Source organism: Streptomyces sp. NPDC002734, assembly GCF_040295685.1.
Taxonomy (GTDB): domain Bacteria; phylum Actinomycetota; class Actinomycetes; order Streptomycetales; family Streptomycetaceae; genus Streptomyces.
Genome location: NZ_JBEOVU010000039.1, coordinates 1 through 17,292, shown reverse-complemented (window position 1 = coordinate 17,292; position 17,292 = coordinate 1). Strand labels below are relative to the sequence as shown.

Annotated in this window: 18 protein-coding genes; 10 read left to right on the top strand and 8 right to left on the bottom strand. The window is 74.5% G+C overall.

The window, feature by feature from the left end:
- Positions 1–71: 71 nt before the first annotated feature.
- The 3 genes from ABT026_RS27625 to ABT026_RS27615 all read left to right on the top strand — a co-directional run bounded on the left by ABT026_RS27625 (position 72) and on the right by ABT026_RS27615 (position 2,575).
- Positions 72–1,016 (top strand): M56 family metallopeptidase, encoded by a 945-nt coding sequence (locus ABT026_RS27625; RefSeq protein WP_351117877.1) that lies wholly within the window; start codon positions 72–74, stop codon positions 1,014–1,016.
- A gap of 102 nt (positions 1,017–1,118) precedes the next feature.
- The gene (locus ABT026_RS27620; RefSeq protein ID WP_351117876.1) at positions 1,119–1,871 is read left to right on the top strand and encodes a phosphatase PAP2 family protein; all 753 of its coding nucleotides are present in this window, start codon (positions 1,119–1,121) and stop codon (positions 1,869–1,871) included.
- Positions 1,868–2,575 carry an HAD family hydrolase gene (locus tag ABT026_RS27615; RefSeq protein ID WP_351117875.1) on the top strand — a complete coding sequence of 236 codons (708 nt, stop codon included), beginning with the start codon at positions 1,868–1,870 and terminating at the stop codon, positions 2,573–2,575. The genes ABT026_RS27620 and ABT026_RS27615 overlap by 4 nt, the downstream gene beginning before the upstream one ends.
- 308 nt (positions 2,576–2,883) lie before the next feature.
- Here the strand turns inward: ABT026_RS27615 and ABT026_RS27610 are convergent, their stop codons facing one another.
- Positions 2,884–4,374: an LVIVD repeat-containing protein gene (locus ABT026_RS27610; RefSeq protein ID WP_351117874.1), complete on the bottom strand. Its 1,491-nt coding sequence runs from the start codon at positions 4,372–4,374 to the stop codon at positions 2,884–2,886.
- Between the two features lie 161 nt (positions 4,375–4,535).
- Here ABT026_RS27610 and ABT026_RS27605 point away from each other — a divergent pair, with 161 nt between their 5' ends.
- Complete coding sequence (locus ABT026_RS27605) at positions 4,536–5,225, top strand: DUF305 domain-containing protein (protein ID WP_351117873.1); 690 nt, start codon at positions 4,536–4,538, stop codon at positions 5,223–5,225.
- Between the two features lie 10 nt (positions 5,226–5,235).
- Here the strand turns inward: ABT026_RS27605 and ABT026_RS27600 are convergent, their stop codons facing one another.
- Complete coding sequence (locus ABT026_RS27600) at positions 5,236–5,844, bottom strand: hypothetical protein (protein WP_351117872.1); 609 nt, start codon at positions 5,842–5,844, stop codon at positions 5,236–5,238.
- A gap of 166 nt (positions 5,845–6,010) precedes the next feature.
- On the opposite strand from ABT026_RS27600, the gene ABT026_RS27595 reads away from it, so the two are divergent.
- Entirely contained in the window at positions 6,011–7,099 is a 1,089-nt protein-coding gene (locus tag ABT026_RS27595; RefSeq protein WP_351117871.1) for a WD40/YVTN/BNR-like repeat-containing protein, read from the top strand.
- A 76-nt stretch (positions 7,100–7,175) separates the two neighbouring features.
- Here the strand turns inward: ABT026_RS27595 and ABT026_RS27590 are convergent, their stop codons facing one another.
- From ABT026_RS27590 to ABT026_RS27580, 3 genes are all read right to left on the bottom strand, one after another.
- Entirely contained in the window at positions 7,176–7,694 is a 519-nt protein-coding gene (locus ABT026_RS27590) for a COG4315 family predicted lipoprotein (protein ID WP_351117870.1), read from the bottom strand.
- A gap of 44 nt (positions 7,695–7,738) precedes the next feature.
- The gene (locus tag ABT026_RS27585) at positions 7,739–8,134 is read right to left on the bottom strand and encodes a hypothetical protein (protein WP_351117869.1); all 396 of its coding nucleotides are present in this window, start codon (positions 8,132–8,134) and stop codon (positions 7,739–7,741) included.
- Between the two features lie 409 nt (positions 8,135–8,543).
- Positions 8,544–9,221, bottom strand: a complete 678-nt coding sequence (locus ABT026_RS27580; protein WP_351117868.1) for a uracil-DNA glycosylase — start codon at positions 9,219–9,221, stop codon at positions 8,544–8,546.
- Between the two features lie 162 nt (positions 9,222–9,383).
- Here ABT026_RS27580 and ABT026_RS27575 point away from each other — a divergent pair, with 162 nt between their 5' ends.
- Complete coding sequence (locus ABT026_RS27575; protein ID WP_351117926.1) at positions 9,384–10,379, top strand: BadF/BadG/BcrA/BcrD ATPase family protein; 996 nt, start codon at positions 9,384–9,386, stop codon at positions 10,377–10,379.
- Between the two features lie 428 nt (positions 10,380–10,807).
- A complete protein-coding gene (locus ABT026_RS27570; RefSeq protein ID WP_351117867.1) occupies positions 10,808–11,728 on the top strand; it encodes a sirohydrochlorin chelatase in 921 nt (306 codons plus the stop codon).
- 149 nt (positions 11,729–11,877) lie between these two features.
- On the opposite strand, the gene ABT026_RS27565 is transcribed toward ABT026_RS27570, so the two are convergent.
- Together ABT026_RS27565 and ABT026_RS27560 are read right to left on the bottom strand one after the other, a co-directional pair.
- Positions 11,878–12,915: a lactonase family protein gene (locus tag ABT026_RS27565; RefSeq protein WP_351117866.1), complete on the bottom strand. Its 1,038-nt coding sequence runs from the start codon at positions 12,913–12,915 to the stop codon at positions 11,878–11,880.
- 274 nt (positions 12,916–13,189) lie between these two features.
- Positions 13,190–14,716, bottom strand: a complete 1,527-nt coding sequence (locus tag ABT026_RS27560; protein WP_351117925.1) for an FUSC family protein — start codon at positions 14,714–14,716, stop codon at positions 13,190–13,192.
- Positions 14,717–14,991: 275 nt separating this feature from the next.
- Between ABT026_RS27560 and ABT026_RS27555 the strand changes: the two genes are divergently transcribed.
- Positions 14,992–15,471 (top strand): Lrp/AsnC family transcriptional regulator, encoded by a 480-nt coding sequence (locus ABT026_RS27555; RefSeq protein WP_108957201.1) that lies wholly within the window; start codon positions 14,992–14,994, stop codon positions 15,469–15,471.
- A gap of 53 nt (positions 15,472–15,524) precedes the next feature.
- Here ABT026_RS27555 and ABT026_RS27550 read toward each other — a convergent pair whose 3' ends face one another.
- A complete protein-coding gene (locus ABT026_RS27550) occupies positions 15,525–16,304 on the bottom strand; it encodes a LysR family transcriptional regulator substrate-binding protein (protein WP_351117865.1) in 780 nt (259 codons plus the stop codon).
- 59 nt (positions 16,305–16,363) lie between these two features.
- On the opposite strand from ABT026_RS27550, the gene ABT026_RS27545 reads away from it, so the two are divergent.
- Both ABT026_RS27545 and ABT026_RS27540 read left to right on the top strand, forming a co-directional pair.
- Positions 16,364–16,795, top strand: coding sequence for a DUF5997 family protein (locus ABT026_RS27545; protein WP_351117864.1), 432 nt, complete (start codon positions 16,364–16,366; stop codon positions 16,793–16,795).
- Positions 16,796–16,974: 179 nt separating this feature from the next.
- Positions 16,975–17,190, top strand: a complete 216-nt coding sequence (locus tag ABT026_RS27540) for a DUF4177 domain-containing protein (protein WP_108957204.1) — start codon at positions 16,975–16,977, stop codon at positions 17,188–17,190.
- The last annotated feature ends 102 nt before the right edge of the window (positions 17,191–17,292 follow it).

Genomic DNA, 17,292 nt, shown 5'->3' with positions numbered 1-17,292 from the left:
GCCGCCGTGGCATGCGTCACTCGGGGCGCGGGTCGGTTCCACGGCGCGGGCCGGGATCCTACGCTGCCTCCATGATGGTCCCCGCGGCACTGTTGCTGCTCGGCGCGCTGACCGCCGTCGTCGCTCCCCGTCTCCTGGCGCGGGCCGATGTGGACCGGGAGCCGGTGGTCGCCCTCTGGGTCTGGCAGTGCGTGGTGGCGGCCGTGCTGCTGTGCTTCGCACTGTCGATGACGCTCAGCGCCGCGGTGGCCTGGCAGGCGGTCCGCGGCCGGGTCTTCGCACCGGCTCCCAGCGACGTCGTCGACGTGTACGTCCCCGGCGGGGTCGGCGGCCCGTGGGCCGCGGCGACCGCGGTGGCGCTGGCCGCCGGGGGCGTGTGGACGGCGGCCATGCTGGCCCGCGAGGTGGTGCGGGCCCGCTCCCGCCTCCGCCGGGAGCGGGCGGCGCTGCTGGAGCGGGCTCCCACGCTGCCCGGCGAGGCCGCGGCGGCCGACGGGCTGGTGGTGCTGGAGGGCGACCGGCCGGACGCCTGGTGGCTGCCCGGCCCGACGCCTCGCCTGGTGGTGACGACGGCCGCCCTGCGGCGCCTGGGCGAGCGGGAGCTGGACGCGGTGCTCGCCCACGAGCAGGGGCACGCGCGGGCGCGTCACGACTGGCTGCTGCACTGCTCCTCGGCACTGGCCGGGGGCTTCCCCCGGGTGCCGGTGTTCTCCGCCTTCCGGGACGAGATCCACCGGCTGGTGGAGCTGGCCGCCGACGACTCCGCCTCCCGCCGGCACGGGCGTCTCGCCGTGGCGCTGGCCCTGGTGGGTCTCAACGAGGACCGCGGCGTCTTCGGCCCCACGCCCTCCGCCGGACAGGACGACGTCCCCCGCCGTGTCCACCGTCTGATCACCCCGCCGCGCCGCCTGACCCCGGTGCGCCGCCTCGGCCTGACCGCGGCGGGCGCACTGGTCCCGGTGGTCCCGGTGCTGATCGCCTTCGCCCCGGGGCTGGGCGTACTGCACCTCGGCTGACCGCCGGACGGCCCAACCGCCCGTCGCCCTTCGCGGGCCACCGGGGACGGGACGGCGCGAAAGGGTGGTTTCAGGGAGGCGGGCCGGGTCAGTATCGGCCCCATGCGCTTCTCCCCGCATGCCCCGCCCCCCACCGCACCTCCTGCCGCACCGCCGTCGCGGCTCCACGACGCGGCTCTGCGGGCCGCCGTCGTGCTGGCGGTGTGCTCCCTGGTGCTGCTCGCCCTGGTGGACGTCTCCTGGCACCCGCTGGTGACCCTGGACGCCGAGGTGGCCCGCACCACGCACCGCTGGGCGGTGGCGGAGGACGGGCCCACGGCGGTGTTCCGGGTGCTCACCGACTGGTTCTGGGACCCGCTCACGCTGCGCGCGCTGACCCTCGCGGTCGCCGTGTGGCTGGCCTGGCGGCGGGGGCAGTGGTGGTCAGCGCTGTGGCTGCTGGGCGTCGTCGTGGTGGCCGCCCTCGCGCAGCAGGTGCTCAAGGCGGTCGTCGCCCGGCCGCGTCCGGTGTGGCCCGACCCGGTGGACCACGCCCACTACTCCGCCTTCCCCTCCGGTCACGCGATGACGGCGACGGTCTGCTGCGGGCTGCTGCTGTGGGTGCTGTACCACCAGGGAGTCGGCCGTGGCGTCCGGCGTGCCGCGGTGACCGTGGCGGCGGTCTCGGTCGTCGGTGTGGGGTTCACCCGGGTCTGGCTGGGCGTGCACTGGCTGTCGGACGTGGTGGGCGGCTGGCTGCTGGGCGCGCTGGTGGTCGCCGCGGCGCTCGTGGTGCGTGAACGGCTGCCCCTGCTGCGGGATTCCGGTCCGCGCCCCACCGCCCGGCCCCGTACGGGACTACGCTCACGCCCATGACCGCCTGGACCACCGTGCTGTTCGACTTCTCGGGGACGCTGCTGCGCATCGAGCCCGCGGAGACCTGGCTGCGCGCCGTGCTGCGCGAGGCCGGAACGCCCATGGCGGAGGACGAGATCGTCCGTGCCGCCCGCGCGCTCGAGGAGGCGGGGGCGCTGCCCGGCGGCGGGGCGCCCCGGGAGCTGCCCGCCGAGCTGGCGGACGCCTGGCGGATCCGCGACCGTACGCCGGAGCTGCACCGCGGCGTCTACACCGCCCTGTCCCGCCGGGTGGCGCTGCCGGACCCCGCACTGCACGACGCGTTGTACGACCGGCACATGACGCCGGACGCCTGGCAGCCCTACCCGGACGCCCTGGAGGTCCTGCGGGAACTGCGCGCCCGGGGACTGCGTGTGGGCGTGGTCAGCAACATCGGCTGGGATCTGCGCCCTGTGTTCCGCGCACATGGGCTCGACCTCTATGTCGACGCCTACACCCTGTCGTTCGAGCACGGGGTGCAGAAGCCGGAGCCGGAACTCTTCCGCATCGCCCTCGACGCCCTGGACGCGGAGGCCGAGCGGACGCTGATGGTGGGCGACGACCGCCGGGCCGACGGCGGCGCCGCGGCACTGGGCTGCGCGGTGCGCTTCGTCGACCATCTCCCCGTCGGCCGGCGGCCCGACGCGCTGCGCGGCGTCCTCGATGCCGTCTCCGCCTCCGCGTAGGGCCTGTACGGCGGGACGCGAAAAAGCGCGGCCGGGCCGGTCCCGTCCGAGGCGCTCCCCCGCGTCGCCCCGGACGGGCCTACCAGGATGTCGCCGGGCCGCCGCGCGGTCAACGGAGCCCTCGCCGAGGGTTTCCCCCGGCCGGGCCGCGGCCGCCGTGGGGCGGGGCCGCCGCCCCGGGCTCGTGGGTGTGGAGCGTGTCGCCCGGGGACTCCCGGAAACGACGGTCCCGCCGCGCGGAAGAACCGCACGGCGGGACCGGGTGCCGGAACGGGTCCGGACGGCCTGATCGGCCGTCCGGTCCCAGGTCACCGCTTGTAGTACTCCGGCTGGGTCTGGGCGTTGAGACCCTTCAGGTGCACGCCGTTGGCCTGGTTGGTGCGCCTGTCGTTGAGCTTGAGGACGTCGAAGCCCTTGGCCATGTCGTTCGAGTACAGGTAGCCGTTGTACCAGTACGTCGACCAGGTGCCACCGCCCGCGCCGTTGGGCAGCGGGCCGCGCTCGAAGAAGGCGATCTCCTTCGGGTGCGCGGAGTCGGTGAAGTCCCAGACCGAGACGCCGCCCTGGTACCAGGACTGGACCATGATGTCCTTGCCCCTGACCGGGACGATCGAGCCGTTGTGCGCGACGCAGTTCTCGGTGTCGGCCTGGTGGCGCGGGATCTTGTAGTAGCCGGCGAAGCGCAGCTTCAGGTCGCGGCCCTTTCCGACCAGGTCGTAGATGCCGTTGGCACCGCGGTTGGGGCCGATCTCCGCGTTGCAGGTGGCCATGCCGCCGCCGCCGAGCTCGTCGGTGAAGACGACCTTGTCGGCGTCCATGTTGAAGGTCGCGGAGTGCCAGAACGCGAAGTTCACGTTGTCCTGGACCTGCTCGATGACCTTCGGGTTCTCCGGCTGGGAGATGTCCAGCAGGATGCCGTCGCCCATGCAGGCGCCCGCCGCGATCTTCCGGGACGGAAGGGCGGTGATGTCGTGGCAGCCTGTGGTGCGGGAGACACCCGGGTTCACCGGGGAGCCGGGGTTGCCGCCGCCGAGCTCGCCCTCACCGGGGAAGAGCACCGGGAAGTTGACGATGGCCGCGGTCTCGGGCGCGTCGGTCGGGACCTTGATGACCGAGATGCCGTCGTGCGGGGGCTGGCAGTCGGGGTACGCGGCGTTCGGCGAGTACGAGGAGACGTACACGTAGACGTCGTCGCCGTCCGGCACCAGCGTGTGGGTGTGCGAGCCGCAGGCGGTCTCGACGGACGCCACGTACTGCGGGTCGGTGATGTCGCTGATGTCGAAGATCTTCATGCCCTCCCAGGAGGACTTCTCCGTCACCGGCTGCGTGGTGCTGTTGCAGGAGTCGTCGCTGCGCGACGAGTCGGTGGAAAGGAAGAGCAGGTCGCCCGAGACCGAGATGTCGTTCTGCGATCCGGGGCAGAGCACCTGCGCGACGACCTTCGGCCGCTTCGGGTTCTTGATGTTGAAGATCTTGAAGCCGTCGTAGTTGCCGGAGAACGCGTAGTCGCCCTGGAAGGCTAGGTCCGAGTTGGTGCCGGGCAACAGGTCCTTCGGGGTGTTGCTGACGTGCTCGATGTTGTCGCTGTGGACGATCTCGTCCACGCCGGGTATCTCGCCGTTCTCGATGGCGGCCTCGACCTCGGCCTGGACACTGCTGGAGATCTTCTTCTCCGGGATGTCTCCCGGACCGGGAACGGCCCCGGCGGGGGCGGCCGTGAGCAGAGCGGCCAACAGACCGGCGGCGGTGGCCGCGATCCCCAGCCGTCCGCTGTGCGTTCGGGGGTTTCGTCTGAGCACTTCGTCCTCCCTCATCGACCCGTGCGCGCAACTGAGCGGGCACGGACCCCCCTGAGTATCGTCTGCATCATGCACAGATCAATAGAGCGCAATGTGATTGGCATAAGATTTTTCGATCACGCGCCGCGGAAACCGTGCTAGGACAGTCGTCGGCAGACACGATGAACCGTCAATCGCTCTTCCCCCGGGAGGTCGCCGTGCTCGTTCGCCGCGCTTCACGAGCTTCGCTCGTCACCGCCTCGCTGGCCCTGGCCGTCCTCGCCCTCGGCGGCTGCGACTCCGGTTCCGACGCCAACTCCGGTACCGCCAAGGGGTCTTCGGTGCTCGCCCCGGGCAAGCCCGGGGAGGCGAACAAGACGCTGTCCCCCGAGGACGCGGCCGAACACCGCCGGGAGGACGACTCCCCCAACGCGGCGGACATCGCCTACGTGCAGATGATGATCGAGCATCACGAACAGGCCCTCACGATGGCTCGCCTCGCCCCGGACCGGGCGAAGTCGAAGGAGCTGAAGGGTCTGGCCTCGCGCATCGCCGACGTGCAGGGCGCGGAGATCGACATGATGGAGGGCTGGCTGGACGAGCACGGCGCCGAGAAGGACACCGCGGGACACGCGCACGCGGAGATGCGGGGGATGGCGACTCCCCGACAGATGAAGGAACTTCGGGGCGCCGAGGGCGCCGCCTTCGACCGCGTCTTCCTCGATCTGATGATCGCCCACCACGAGGGGGCGATCGCCATGGCCGGGGACGTGAAGGCCGGCGGCAACAACATCCGGGCCGAGGAGATGGCCGACGACGTGATCGCCACCCAGACCACCGAGATCGCGCGCATGGAGGACATGCGCCGCTAGAACGGCGCTGTCAGTCGCGGGAGTTCGTCCGCCGCCGGACCCAGTCCTCGAACTGGGCCGGATCGCCGACGCCGTCGTCGAGCACCGCCCGGTAGACGTCGATGCCGGAGACGGACGTGCCGTACTCGGGGCGGCCGGCCCAGGCCCGCTTGATCTCCAGGACGGTCCTGCGGCTTCCGTCGGTCAGCCGCGGGAGCAGGGTGGCCAGATGGGCGGTCGAGGGCTGGCGTCCGGGGTCGTCGAGGAACCAGACGTCGAGGTTCCAGACAGCACCGGTGGGCGTGCGGCATTCCACGCCGAGGTACAGGCCGTCGGGATAGCGGTCCGGCTCCCGGTTCCACTCCCCGCGGTCGTCGCGGAAGGTCACCGTGCGCACGCGCGGGTGCGTCGCGAGCCGTGCGCCCGCCTCGGCCACGGCCGTCGCCGTGGCCTCGTCCAGACGCTCGCAGGTCACGTCGACGTCCAGGTCACGGCGCACCATCACGCCCAGCGCGGCGCTCCCGACGACGGCGGGCGTCCCGACCCTCTCCAGCAGCCCGCCCAGGGCGAGGTCCTCGTACACGCCCCGCGCCTCGGCGCGCAGCGCCGCCTGCTCGGCCCACATGCCGGATCCGTCCACGCGGCCACCCTACGAGGCCGGCCCGCAGGGTGCGTCCGGCGGGCCGCCGCAGGACGCCTGCCCTCGGTGGCGCCGTCGCTACGGGGCGTTGTCGGTGGCTGCGTGCAGACTGGCCGTGACCGCATCGCTCCCCGTCCGGACGACGACGTCCTGAGAGGTGGCCGGCATGGCCGACGTACTGCTCGCCGTAGGCACGAACAAGGGGCTGTTCCTCGCCCGCCGCGGATCCGGCGGCGACTGGGAGTTCGATCCCGATCCGCACTTCAACGCGCAGGCCGTCTACTCGGTGGCCCTGGACACCCGCGGTCCCGCGCCCCGGATCCTGGTCGGGGGCGTGAGCTCCCACTGGGGCCCGTCGGTCTTCCACTCGGACGACCTGGGCCGTACCTGGACCGAACCGGCCAGCCCCGCCGTGCGGTTCCCGGAGGACACCGGCGCCTCCCTGGAGCGCGTCTGGCAGTTGCACCCGTCCGCCGCCGAACCCGGCGTGGTGTACGCCGGCACCGAGCCCGCCGCGCTGTTCCGTTCGGAGGACCGGGGCGAGAGCTTCACCCTGGTGCGCCCGCTGTGGGAGCACCCCACCCGCTCGCGCTGGGCGCCCGGCGGAGGCGGCGAGGGGCTGCACACCATCCTCACCGACGCCCGCGACGCGGCCGCCCTCACCGTGGCGGTGTCCGCCGCGGGCGTCTTCCGCAGCGCGGACGGCGGGGCGAGCTGGTCGCCGTCCAACTCCGGGGTCTCGGCGGTCTTCCTGCCGGACCCGGACCCGGAGTTCGGCCAGTGCGTCCACAAGATCTCCCGGGACGCCGCGGACCCCGAGCGGCTGTACCTGCAGAACCACTGGGGCGTCTACCGCAGCGACGACGGCGGCGGGTCCTGGACGGACATCGGCGACGACCTGCCGACGACCTTCGGTTTCGCCGTGGCCGCCCATCCGCGCCGCGGCGACACGGCCTACCTCTTCCCGGTCAACGCCGACTCCGACCGGGTTCCCGCCGGACGCCGCCTGCGGGTGTTCCGCACCTCCGACGGCGGCGGCAGCTGGGAGCCGCTGTCGGCGGGGCTGCCCGACGAGGACCACTACGGCGTGGTGCTCCGCGACGCCCTGTGCACGGACGACGCGGACCCGGCGGGCGTCTACTTCGGTACGCGCAACGGCGAGGTCTACGCCTCCGCGGACGAGGGCGAGAGCTGGAGGCAGCTGGCCGCGCACCTGCCGGACGTGCTCTGTGTCCGGGCCGCGGTCGTCGGCTGACCCGAGCACGGCCCCTCGTCGGGCACCCCGGGCCGGCGGCGCCCGACCGTGCGTCCGGGGGTGCGGGGGGGAGGGTTCAGCTGGTGGAACTCTTCTCGATCTTCTTTCCGGAGGCGTCGAGGACGAACCACTTCGCGCCGAACTGGTCGAGGCCCTGGCCGTTGGTGTCGCCGGCCGCGCCGTCCCCCTTGTAGGAGTAGAGCGGGTGGCCGTTGTAGACAACCTGCTTCTTGCCGTCGTCACGGGTCGTGGTGCTGAGCTTCGAGGCGTCGACACCCGGCCCGGCCTTCGGCGCGCCCTGCGTGGTCAGCGGAGGCCAGACGCCCGCGCAGGCGCCGTCACAGGTCGACTTCGCCGACGTGTCCGCCGCGAAGAGGTACAGGGTGCGGCCCTGTCCGTCGGCGAGGATCTTGCCGAGGCCGTCCGCGGCGCTCAGCGTCAGGCGGGCCGCGCCACCCGTGGCGGGCGTGGGCGAGGCGTGCTTCGCCTTGTCGGGCGCGGGGGTTCCCGAGTCGCCGTTCGAGCAGCCGCCGAGGGCGGCGGCCGCCATGGCGACCACCGCGAGGGCGCGGACGGGTCCGGAGAGCTTTTCCACGGGGATCTCCTGGGGAGGTGAGGGGGCGGTGATCTCTGCGGGCGTCAGCGCCGTCGGGGAAGGGCGAGGAGCACGGCCGTCGCCACCGTGGCCACGGCTTGGGCGGTGGCGCTGACCACCTTCTTCGTGTACCAGAGGGGCTCGTACATGTTCGGGAACGGCCCGAACGCCCCGACGTCGACGTAGCGGTAGACCAGCACGGCCGCGAGTCCGCCGGCCGCGACCAGGAAGGCGTACGCGCGCAGGAGACGGCTGCGGGAGAACAGCACCAGCAGCGCGGCCAGCGCCGCCAGCACGGCCTCGATCCGGAACAGGGTGCCTTGGCCGACGGTCGCCGAGCCGCCGTCGTAGGTGGACGCGAGGTCGATGTGGAGGTACGCGTCCACGGCCAGCCCCGCCGCCGCCACGACGCGCGTCAGCAGCTCGAACGGTCCGGGCACGCGGGACGCGGACCGGCGGTGTGCGCCCTGTGGCATCGGCAGGCGCCCCCTCTCGTGAGGACGGACGGCGGAACGGCGACCGGTGCGGACGCGGGGACGCGGGACGCCCGCAGGGAGCTCTGCGAGGGCACCCGCGGGAACAGTGCAGCGCGGGATCGCGTGCGGACCGGGCGTACGCGGGCGGGCGGGAACGGGTTCCGCTCTTTCCGGCGAACCGCGGGCGTCCGGACGGACCAGTGCGCGGCGACGCCGGAGACTCACGGCGCGGGCGGTCCCGCGAGGTCGCCGGGCCGTGCCCGAGCGCTCACGGCCCGGGGAAGGACCCGGAGAAAGAACGGTGCCCGCCTGGTCGGCGGCGACCAGACGGGCTGTCAGGAGTGGAGCCGCGGCGCGACGCGGCAGGCCGTGCCTACGGCAGGCGCCAGTCAACCTGTTCGGCGCCCTGCCGGAGCAGCAGGTCGTTGACCCGGCTGAACGGACGTGAGCCGAAGAAGCCCCGGTCGGCGGACATCGGTGACGGATGGGCGGACTCGATCGCGGGGAGGTCACCCAGCAGGGGCCGCAGGTTGCGCGCGTCGCGTCCCCACAGGACCGACACCAGCGGCTTGCCCCGCGCGGCCAGCGCCCGGATCGCCTGTTCCGTGACCTCTTCCCAGCCCTGGCCGCGGTGCGCGCCCGGTTTGCGGGGGGCGGTGGTGAGAGCCCTGTTGAGCAGCAGGACGCCCTGCCGGGTCCAGGGCGTCAGATCGCCGTTGGACGGACGGGGCAGTCCGAGGTCGGAATGCATCTCCCGGAAGATGTTCTCGAGACTGCCGGGGAGGTTGCGCACCTCCGGCGAGACCGCGAAGCTCAGCCCGATCGCCATGCCCGGTGTGGGGTAGGGATCCTGGCCGACTATCAGGACGCGGACGTCGTCGAAGGGCTGCTGGAAGGCCCGCAGGACGTTGGCCCCGGCAGGGAGATACGTCCGGCCGGCCGCGATCTCGGCCCGCAGGAAGTCGCCCATCGCGGCGATGCGGTCGGCCACAGGCTCCAGGGCCTTCGCCCAGCCCGCTTCGACGAGTTCATGTAGAGGTCTTGGTGCCACAACGCGTCACCCTACTGGCCCCCACCGACATCGCCCGCACCTGCGCGAGCACGCCCATGGGGACGGCCCACGACGCTAGTCTTCGTCCTCGTCGAGAGCACCGGGCCGGGCCGACGGCTCGTGCGGCCGGTCCTGTACGAGGAGGGGAACGTGCTCCGTCCCATGGTCGACCCGGCCGCGTCGCGGGAGCGGGTGCTGCTGGCGGTGGACTCCGGCGGCTCCGGGCTGCGGGTCGCCGTGGGCACCCCGCGCAGCGGTCCGGTGGTCCGGCGCGCGGGCCGGGAGCCGGTGCGGACGGGACCGCGAGGTCTGGATCCGGTCCACCTGCTGGAATTGCTGGCCCCGCTCGCCCAATCGGCGCTGGCCGAGGCCGGGTTCGGGACTCCGGAGGCGGTGGCGGTGGGCGCGGCGGGTTTCGCCTCGCTCGGCGACGCCTGGCGGGCGGAGGTGCCGGACGCCCTGGCAGCGCGCTTCGGCAGCGGCGGAGCCTGGGCGGGCGTCGCGCTGTCCTCGGACGCGGTGACGGCGTACGTGGGGGCGCTGGGCGCGCGCCCGGGCGCCGTGGTGGCGGCCGGGACGGGACTGACCGCCACCGGCACCGATCTCGCGGCGTGGCGGCGGGCGGACGGCTGGGGTCATCTGCTGGGCGACTGCGGAGGCGGCGCGTGGATCGGCCGGGCCGGTCTGGAGGCCGCGCTCCGCGCCCATGACGGTCGTCCCGGCGGGTCGGTCGCCCTTCTGGAGCGGGGACAGGCCCTGCTCGGTGCGGCGGACGGCTGGCCGCAGGCCCTGTACCCGCGGACCGACCGGCCCGCGGTGCTGGCCTCGTTCGCACCCGAGGTGGCCGCCTGCGCGCGCGAGGACGCGGTGGCGGAGGCGATCCTGCGGGAGGCCGCCCGGCACATGGCCGCCGCGGCGGCCGCGGTCTGCCCCGACGGGGGCGAGGCCGCGGTGTCGGTGACAGGTGGTCTGCTGGGCCTCGGGGAGCCGCTGCTCGCTCCGCTGGAGGAGGAGGTGGCCAAGGCCCTCCCGCACGCCCGCCGGGTGGCCCCCGAGGGCGACCCCCTGCTGGGCGCCTTCCGCCTGGCGGCGGGACTCGCCCTCGACGACCTGGCGCTCCCCCACGACCGGCGTCTGCTGCACGTCACCCGGGCGTGAGCAACGGGGGCCCCGCCGCGCCCCGGGCGGAATCCGCCGACGGCGGGCGACGGCAGATTCCGGGCACAACTGCCGGGAACGGGACCACAAGTCGACAAATCCCCTCATCTGGCGGCGGCCCCACGGGGCCGCGGGTGAAGATCCGGCGGCGGTTGTGCCCCGTCGGCGCGGGCGGCCGCTCCCCCTGCGGGCGGCGACGGCGGCTTCCGTATGATGCGGCGTCAGGCAGCGCCCAGGTCCCGCACCCTCGCCCCCGCCCCTGCTCGCGAGGCCCGTCACCGGATGCCACCGAGCCCGTACGGTGCGCGGCCGGAGTGAACAAAACCATTCCGCTTGTCACACGACCCGGCGGACAAATGCGGACGGATACCGCTCACCCGCCCCCTCCCCGAACAGAGGAGCCCCTGAAGCCACTAGCATGCGGCAGCATGAGCTCCCCCACTGGGCCCGCAGGCCTGCCTGTACGAATGCCGCGTCCCCGCCAGCCCGGCCGGCACCGCCGGCCCGAGCCCCTGGCTGCCCCTGAGGGCGCGCCCGCACTGGTGCTCGCGGTGCCTGGCACTCCCGGCGCCGCAACCCGCAGCCTCGCCGAGGAGGTCGTGAGCATCGCGCGCTCCGAGCTCCCCGGTCTGGACGGGCGCATCGGTTATCTGGACGGGGACGACGAGGAATTCCCCACCCTGCAGTCCGTGCTGACGCGCGCCGCCGAGGAGCGGACCGCGCGCTACGAGCTGGCGCGCGCCGCCGGCTCGGACGCGCAGGAGCCCGACGGCCCGGTGGCCGTCGTGGTGCCGCTCCTGGCCGGCCCGGACAGCGCCCTGCTGCGCCAGGTGCGCCAGGCGGTCATGGACAGCCGGGTCGCCGCCGACCTGACCGACGCGCTGGGCCCGCACCCGCTGCTGGCCGAGGCGCTGCACGTGCGGCTGTCGGAGGCGGGTCACGCCCGTGCCGACCGTGCCCGCCTGTTCACCGTGCACACGGCCGCCGACGGCATCGTCCTGGCGACCGTGGGCGGCGAGGAGGCCGTGCAGGCGGCCGGCATCACCGGCATGCTGCTGGCCGCGCGCCTCGCCGTGCCGGTCATGGCGGCGGCGCTGGACCAGGAGGGCTCCCTCGCCTCCGTGACCGAGCAGCTGCGCAACGCGGGTTCGCAGCAGCTCGCGCTCGCCCCGTACCTGATCGGTCCCGAGGTCCAGCCGGAGCTGCTGGAGGCAGCCGCGCAGGAGGCGGGCTGCCCGGCCGCCGAGCCGCTGGGCGCCTACCCGGCCGTCGGCAAGCTGGCTCTCGCCAAGTACACGACCGCCCTGGGCATCGCGCCCCAGCAGCCCCAGGGGCTGCCCGTCCGCTGAGCCGTCGGTCCTGCGGAGACCGGTGGCAGTCGGAAACGACGAAGGCCGCGGGCCCCGCTCCTCGATCCCCAGGGATCCGGGAGCGGGGCCCGCGCCCTTCGTGCGTCACGGTCCGCCGTCAGCCGTGCCGCCGCCTCAGCCGTGCGCCGTCAGCCGACGACCACGCAGGAGGCGGCCGGGACCGCGACCGCACCGCGCCGCTCCGGCACGCCGGTGGCGGGGTCGGTCTCGAACCAGGTGACGTCGCCGGAGCGCTCGTTGGCCGCGTAGAGGAAGCGCCCGCAGGCGGTGAGGGCGCGGGGCCAGTGCCCGCCGCAGGGCACGGTGGCCCGCAGGCGCAGGGTCTCCCCGTCGACGGCGAACACCGAGATCAGGTCCGCCCCACGGGTGGCGGTCCACACGAAACGGCCGTCGGCGGACACCACCACTCCCGAGGGGTACGCGTCGCCCTGCGGAGCCCCCTCCAGCACGCCGAGCTCGCACAGCGGCTCCAGGAGCCCTCGCGCGGCCTTCCAGCGGCAGACGGTGACGGTGGGCGTCAGTTCGTTGACCACGTAGGCGCGTTCGCCGTCCGGGTGGAAGGCCAGGTGCCGGGGACCCGAACCGGGGCGCATCTTGATCTCCCGGTGCACCCGCAGGCCCTCCTCCCCGACCGCGCAGACCCTGACGGAGTCGGTGCCGAGGTCGACGCTGACCGCCCAGCGGCCGGTGGGGTCGGGCTGCACCTGATGGGCGTGCGGTCCCTGCTGGCGCAGGCTGGAGGGGCCGGATCCGGTGTGCGTCAGCACGGCGGCGGAGGCCCTGAGCAGGCCGCCGTCGGGACGGGTCCGCAGCGCGGAGACGCTGCCGGAGCTGTAGTTGGCGGTGAGCACCTGGCCGGCGAAGAGGCTCAGGTGCGTGGGACCGCTCCCACCGACCGGCGCCGGCGGGCCGATGCGGACGGGGAGGCCCGCGGTGAGGCGGTAGGCGGCGACGGCGCCCCGGGCGGTCTCGCTCACCGCGTAGAGCACCCCGCCGTCCTCGGACAGGGCCAGGTAGGACGGGTCGGGCAGATCGTCCAGGGCTCCGGCGAGGGCGAGGGCCCCCGTGCCCGGGTCACGATCGGCGGTGACCAGTCCGGGGCCTCCGGCCGGGGTGAAGGACCCGATGTACGCCCTGGGACCCCGCGCCCCGCCGCCGTCCGCCACCGCTGGTCCCCTCTCGCCGCCGCTGCCCGTCCGCCGTGCCGGTGTGGCGGCGTGCCGTGCGGGTCAGCGTCCGCCGGTGTGCCGGTGTGCCGGTCCCTGCGACGGTAGCAGTCGGCGGCGATTGGCCTAGACCAAATTCGGCACACTTCGGCGGGGTGTCGCGGGCGCCCGTTCGACGGTGGCGCGGCGGACTCCGTGAGGGAGGCGGCGGTTGCGCTCGGCGGGCATGGCGGGGGCCCCCGCCGGAGCTGCGCGGGAGGGCTGTCGGGCCCGGTCAGACCCGGGCCGGCGCGGACGTCCCGGCGGGCGCGGAGGCCCGCAGCGGCTCGGCCAGGGCGACCAGGGCCCGCTCCACGCCGTGCAGGTGGGCCAGTGCCCCCTCGGTGACCGTTTCCCGCCGACCGGTCTCCACGGACCGTTCGGCCGCCGGCCCGGTGAGCGCCTCGACGGCCGCCTCCACCCGCCAGCAGGCGGCGGCCAGCCGGGCGTCGTGCGAGGCCTCCGGGTCGGCGGCCACGGACACCAGCGCGCGGACCTCGCACGCGCACTCGTCGAGCAGCACCAGTACCCGCCGGGCCCGCTCCCGGCGCTCCCGGCCCAGGTACAGGGGGTGCACCAGCGGGGCGACGGTTTTGCGCACCTGCGCCAGCAACGCCTCGAGCTCGGCCACCCGGGGCGCCGGGTCGGCGTCGGGGTCGCCGGCCAGCCGGGCCGCGGCCTCGGTGGTGCAGGCGTGCACGCACCGCACGGCGCGGCGGATCCAGGCGTCGTTGAAGGCGTGGGTCGTGACCGGCAGCACCAGCAGCACGGCCAGCCAGGCGCCGGCCGCGCCGGCCAGGGTCTCGGCCACCCGCAGCGCCAGCAGGTGGCCGTCGAGCAGTCCGGCCAGTCCGTAGAGGGCCTGGGCGAGGACCGTGACCGACAGCATCATCCAGGTGTACGAGGTCTGCGCCGTGTAGAAGATCCCGAAGGCGGCGACGGCCGCGACGACCGCCGAGGGGACGGGCGCGCCGTGCAGCGGCAGGGTGAGGACGAGGCCGAAGACCGCGCCGAGGCAGGTGCCCAGGACCCGGCGGAAGCCGCGGACCGCGGTCTCGCCGCGGGAGGTCACGTTCACGAAGATCCACCAGGTCGCGCCGACGGCCCAGTACCACCGCTCGTGCGACAGCAGATGGCCCAGCGGGAGCGAGAAGAGGCAGCCGGCGGTCACCTGGAGGGCCTGCCGGGTCGTGATGCGGCGCAGCCCGGCGCCCCCGGCCGGCGGCGCCGGCGGGACGGGCTGCGGAAGGCGGCGCTCGTAGCACCACAGCCCGAAGCGGACCGCGGCCGCCACCGCGACGGACAGCAGGACGGCAACACAGAGGGACGGCAGCGTGGCGGGTGTGACGCGGCCGAACTGGGCCACGAAGAAGCACATGAAGGCGAAGGCGCCCAGGGTGTGACCGCGCGGCCCCCAGCGGCGCGCGTACACGCCGAGGCCGCCGATCGCCACGAAGACCAGGCCGCCGGCCACCGGGCGCCCGTGCAGCAGCGCGGCGGCCGCCAGGACGGGCAGGCCCACCAGCGGCTGGAGGGCGGCCGTGACGGCCTGGCCGCGCACCGTCGGGTCGGTGACGGTGAAGAGCACCAGCAGGGCGGCGAGGCCGCCGGTCGCCAGACCGGCGATGTCCTGGCCGATCAGCCCGCACGCCGCCACGGCCGCAGCGATGCCGAGCACGCCTCGCGAGGCGAAGCGCAGCCGGACCAGCCCGGGGTCGGCCGGCGGCACGAACGCCCGCGTCCACGGCTTCCTCTGTGTCAGGACCAAGGTCTCACCCTCCTCGTCGCCGTCCCGGCGGTGCCCGGCCGAACCGGCGCCATGAAAAGCGGCACAAAAAAGACGCCGCGGGGATCCGCAGCGCCATTGACCCGACTATTTCACCACGCCGGACGCCGATGGCTCAAACGGTCCCGAGAACACTGGGCCATTGGCTCACCATTCGGGGGCAGGCCTCGGCCGGGAGGGAGCCATCGGACCACCTTTCGGACGCCCCGGCGCAAAGGCGGGCGACCGGCCCGTTGCTACAGTCGGCGGCCATGTCCGTGGACGAGCTCGACACCCGCATCCTGCGACTGCTGCTGGAGCAGCCGCGCACCAGCGCGCGTGAGTACGCGCGCATCCTCGGGGTGGCCCGGGGCACCCTCCAGGCCCGGCTGGACCAGCTGGAGCGCCGGGGGGTGATCACGGGAACCGGGCCCGCGCTGTCGCCCGCGGCGCTGGGACACCCGGTGCTGGCGTTCGTCCACATCGAGGTGACCCAGGGGCACCTGGACGAGGTGGGCGACGAGCTGGCGGCGGTGCCGGAGATCGTCGAGGCCTTCTCCATCACGGGTGGCGGGGACCTGCTCACCCGGGTGGTGGCGCGGGACAACGGCCACCTGGAGGATGTGATCCAGAAGCTGATCAGCCTCCCGGGGGTGGTCCGCACCCGCACGGAGGTGGCGCTGCGCGAGCGCGTGCCGTACCGCCTGCTGCCGCTGGTGGAGTCCGTGGGACGCGCGGTCGCCTCACCCTGAGCCGCGCGCTCGCCTCGCCCGGAGCCGCGCCCCTGCCGCGGGTGCCCAGTGGGTCAGCCCCGCCGCTTGGGCCTGCCGCCGCCGCGGCGCGGGGCGCCGCCCTTGCCGCCGGCCGTGGTGGAGCGTCCGCCCCGCCCGCCGCCCTGGGGCTTCTGCCGGCCGCCCTGTGCGGCGCCTCGGGCCGCGCGGGCCGGCTCCTGCTTCCGCTCGGGCTCGGCTGCGCGCCGCCCCCGGGTGCTGTTGGCGGTGCGCCCCCGCACCACGCCGATGAAGTCGTCCACCGCGTCCGTGGTGGCGTCCTGCGGCCAGGCCAGCGCCACCTCGGACTGCGGCGCGTCGACGACGGTCCGGTAGGTGAGGTCCCGCCGGTGGTGGAAGCGGGCGAGGGACTGCGGCACGACCAGCACGCCGATGTTCGCCGCGACCAGCTCGACGGCGTCCCCGGTGGTGGCCGGCCGCTCGAAGGCCTCGTCGCCCAGCAGCCGGTCCCAGCCGAGCACGTCGTCCAGCGGGTGCAGCACGACCTCCTCGGCGAGGTCCTCGACGGAGATCTCCTCCGCGGCGGTGATCAGGTGGTCCTTGGGGACCACGGCCACCGTCGTCTCGGTGTAGAGCGGGATGGCGCTGAAGACGTCGCGGTCGACGGGGAGACGGACCAGTCCGGCGTCCGCGCCGCCGGTGCGCAGCAGCTCCTGGGCCTCGTGGGCCTCCACCGGAGTGAGTTCGAGCGGGGTGCCCGGGAAACGCTCGTTCCAGATCCGCACCCACTTGGCGGGCGTGGCTCCCGGTACGTAGGCGAGCCGGAAGACGGGGGATGCGGCGGAGTCTGTCACCCGGCCCAGGCTACCCGGCGTGGTCGGAGGCGCTCCGCGCGGTCGTTACGCTTGGCGGTATGAAGTCGCACCAGAACACCCAGACGATGAAGCCCGCGACCGCGGCGAAGAAGCTGGGTGTGTACCTCGAGGCCACGCCCGCCGAGTTCCGGGAGGGCGTCGTCTCGCGCGCCGAGCTGAACCAGCTCCAGACCGACCCGCCCGAGTGGCTGCGGGAGCTGCGGCGCAACGGCCCGCACCCCCGCCAGGTCGTCGCGGCGCGGCTGGGCGTCTCCGCCTCCGGCCTGGCCCGTGCCGGCATCACCGAGGCGCTGACCACGGAGCAGATCAACGCGCTGCGCGACGAGCGCCCCGAGTGGCTGGAGAAGGAGCAGGCCCTCCAGGCGGACGTCCGCAAGGAACAGGAGCGCGTCAAGCAGCTGCACGCCGAGAAGGCCGCGAAGGCGGCCAAGGCGGGGAACGGGGCCGGGCGGGAGAACGCCGGCCGCTGAACCGCCTCCCAGCTCGGCCGAAGGGGCCGGTCCCGCCGTCGCGCGGGCCGGCCCCTTCGCCGTCGCCACGGGGGAATGGCCCAGGGCGTCGCGCCGCGGGGCGGGAGGTGGTTGGCTGTGCCCCTGTCGGATCGATCATGTCGGCCCACGCCGACCACGCTGCCCGGAGGCACCACCGCATGAGCACGCCCACCGTGTACGAGTACAAGGTCGTCACCTTCCGCGAGTCGCTGATCGGCGACGCGCTGGACGGCGACAAGCTCGAGAAGACCCTCAACAAGCACGCCGAGGAGGGCTGGCGCCTGAAGACGATCACGTCGGCCGACGTGAAGGGCCGCATAGGTCCCGGCGCGGTGGAGGGCCTGCTGCTGACCCTGGAGCGTCCGCGCGTCTGACGCCGCGAGGCACCGCGGGCCGCCCCGCCACGGTGGCGGGGCGGCCCCCGGCGGCCCGGGGGCGGCGCGCGGCCGGGCGCCGACGCCCCCGCCCCGCGGCGG

Bases quoted from the DNA above. Each gene is read 5' to 3' on its own strand.
- ABT026_RS27625 (WP_351117877.1), top strand. From the start codon at position 72: ATGATGGTCCCCGCGGCACTGTTGCTGCTCGGCGCGCTGACCGCCGTC.
- ABT026_RS27620 (WP_351117876.1), top strand. From the start codon at position 1,119: ATGCGCTTCTCCCCGCATGCCCCGCCCCCCACCGCACCTCCTGCCGCA.
- ABT026_RS27615 (WP_351117875.1), top strand. From the start codon at position 1,868: ATGACCGCCTGGACCACCGTGCTGTTCGACTTCTCGGGGACGCTGCTG.
- ABT026_RS27605 (WP_351117873.1), top strand. From the start codon at position 4,536: ATGAACCGTCAATCGCTCTTCCCCCGGGAGGTCGCCGTGCTCGTTCGC.
- ABT026_RS27595 (WP_351117871.1), top strand. From the start codon at position 6,011: ATGGCCGACGTACTGCTCGCCGTAGGCACGAACAAGGGGCTGTTCCTC.
- ABT026_RS27575 (WP_351117926.1), top strand. From the start codon at position 9,384: ATGGTCGACCCGGCCGCGTCGCGGGAGCGGGTGCTGCTGGCGGTGGAC.
- ABT026_RS27570 (WP_351117867.1), top strand. From the start codon at position 10,808: ATGAGCTCCCCCACTGGGCCCGCAGGCCTGCCTGTACGAATGCCGCGT.
- ABT026_RS27555 (WP_108957201.1), top strand. From the start codon at position 14,992: ATGTCCGTGGACGAGCTCGACACCCGCATCCTGCGACTGCTGCTGGAG.
- ABT026_RS27545 (WP_351117864.1), top strand. From the start codon at position 16,364: ATGAAGTCGCACCAGAACACCCAGACGATGAAGCCCGCGACCGCGGCG.
- ABT026_RS27540 (WP_108957204.1), top strand. From the start codon at position 16,975: ATGAGCACGCCCACCGTGTACGAGTACAAGGTCGTCACCTTCCGCGAG.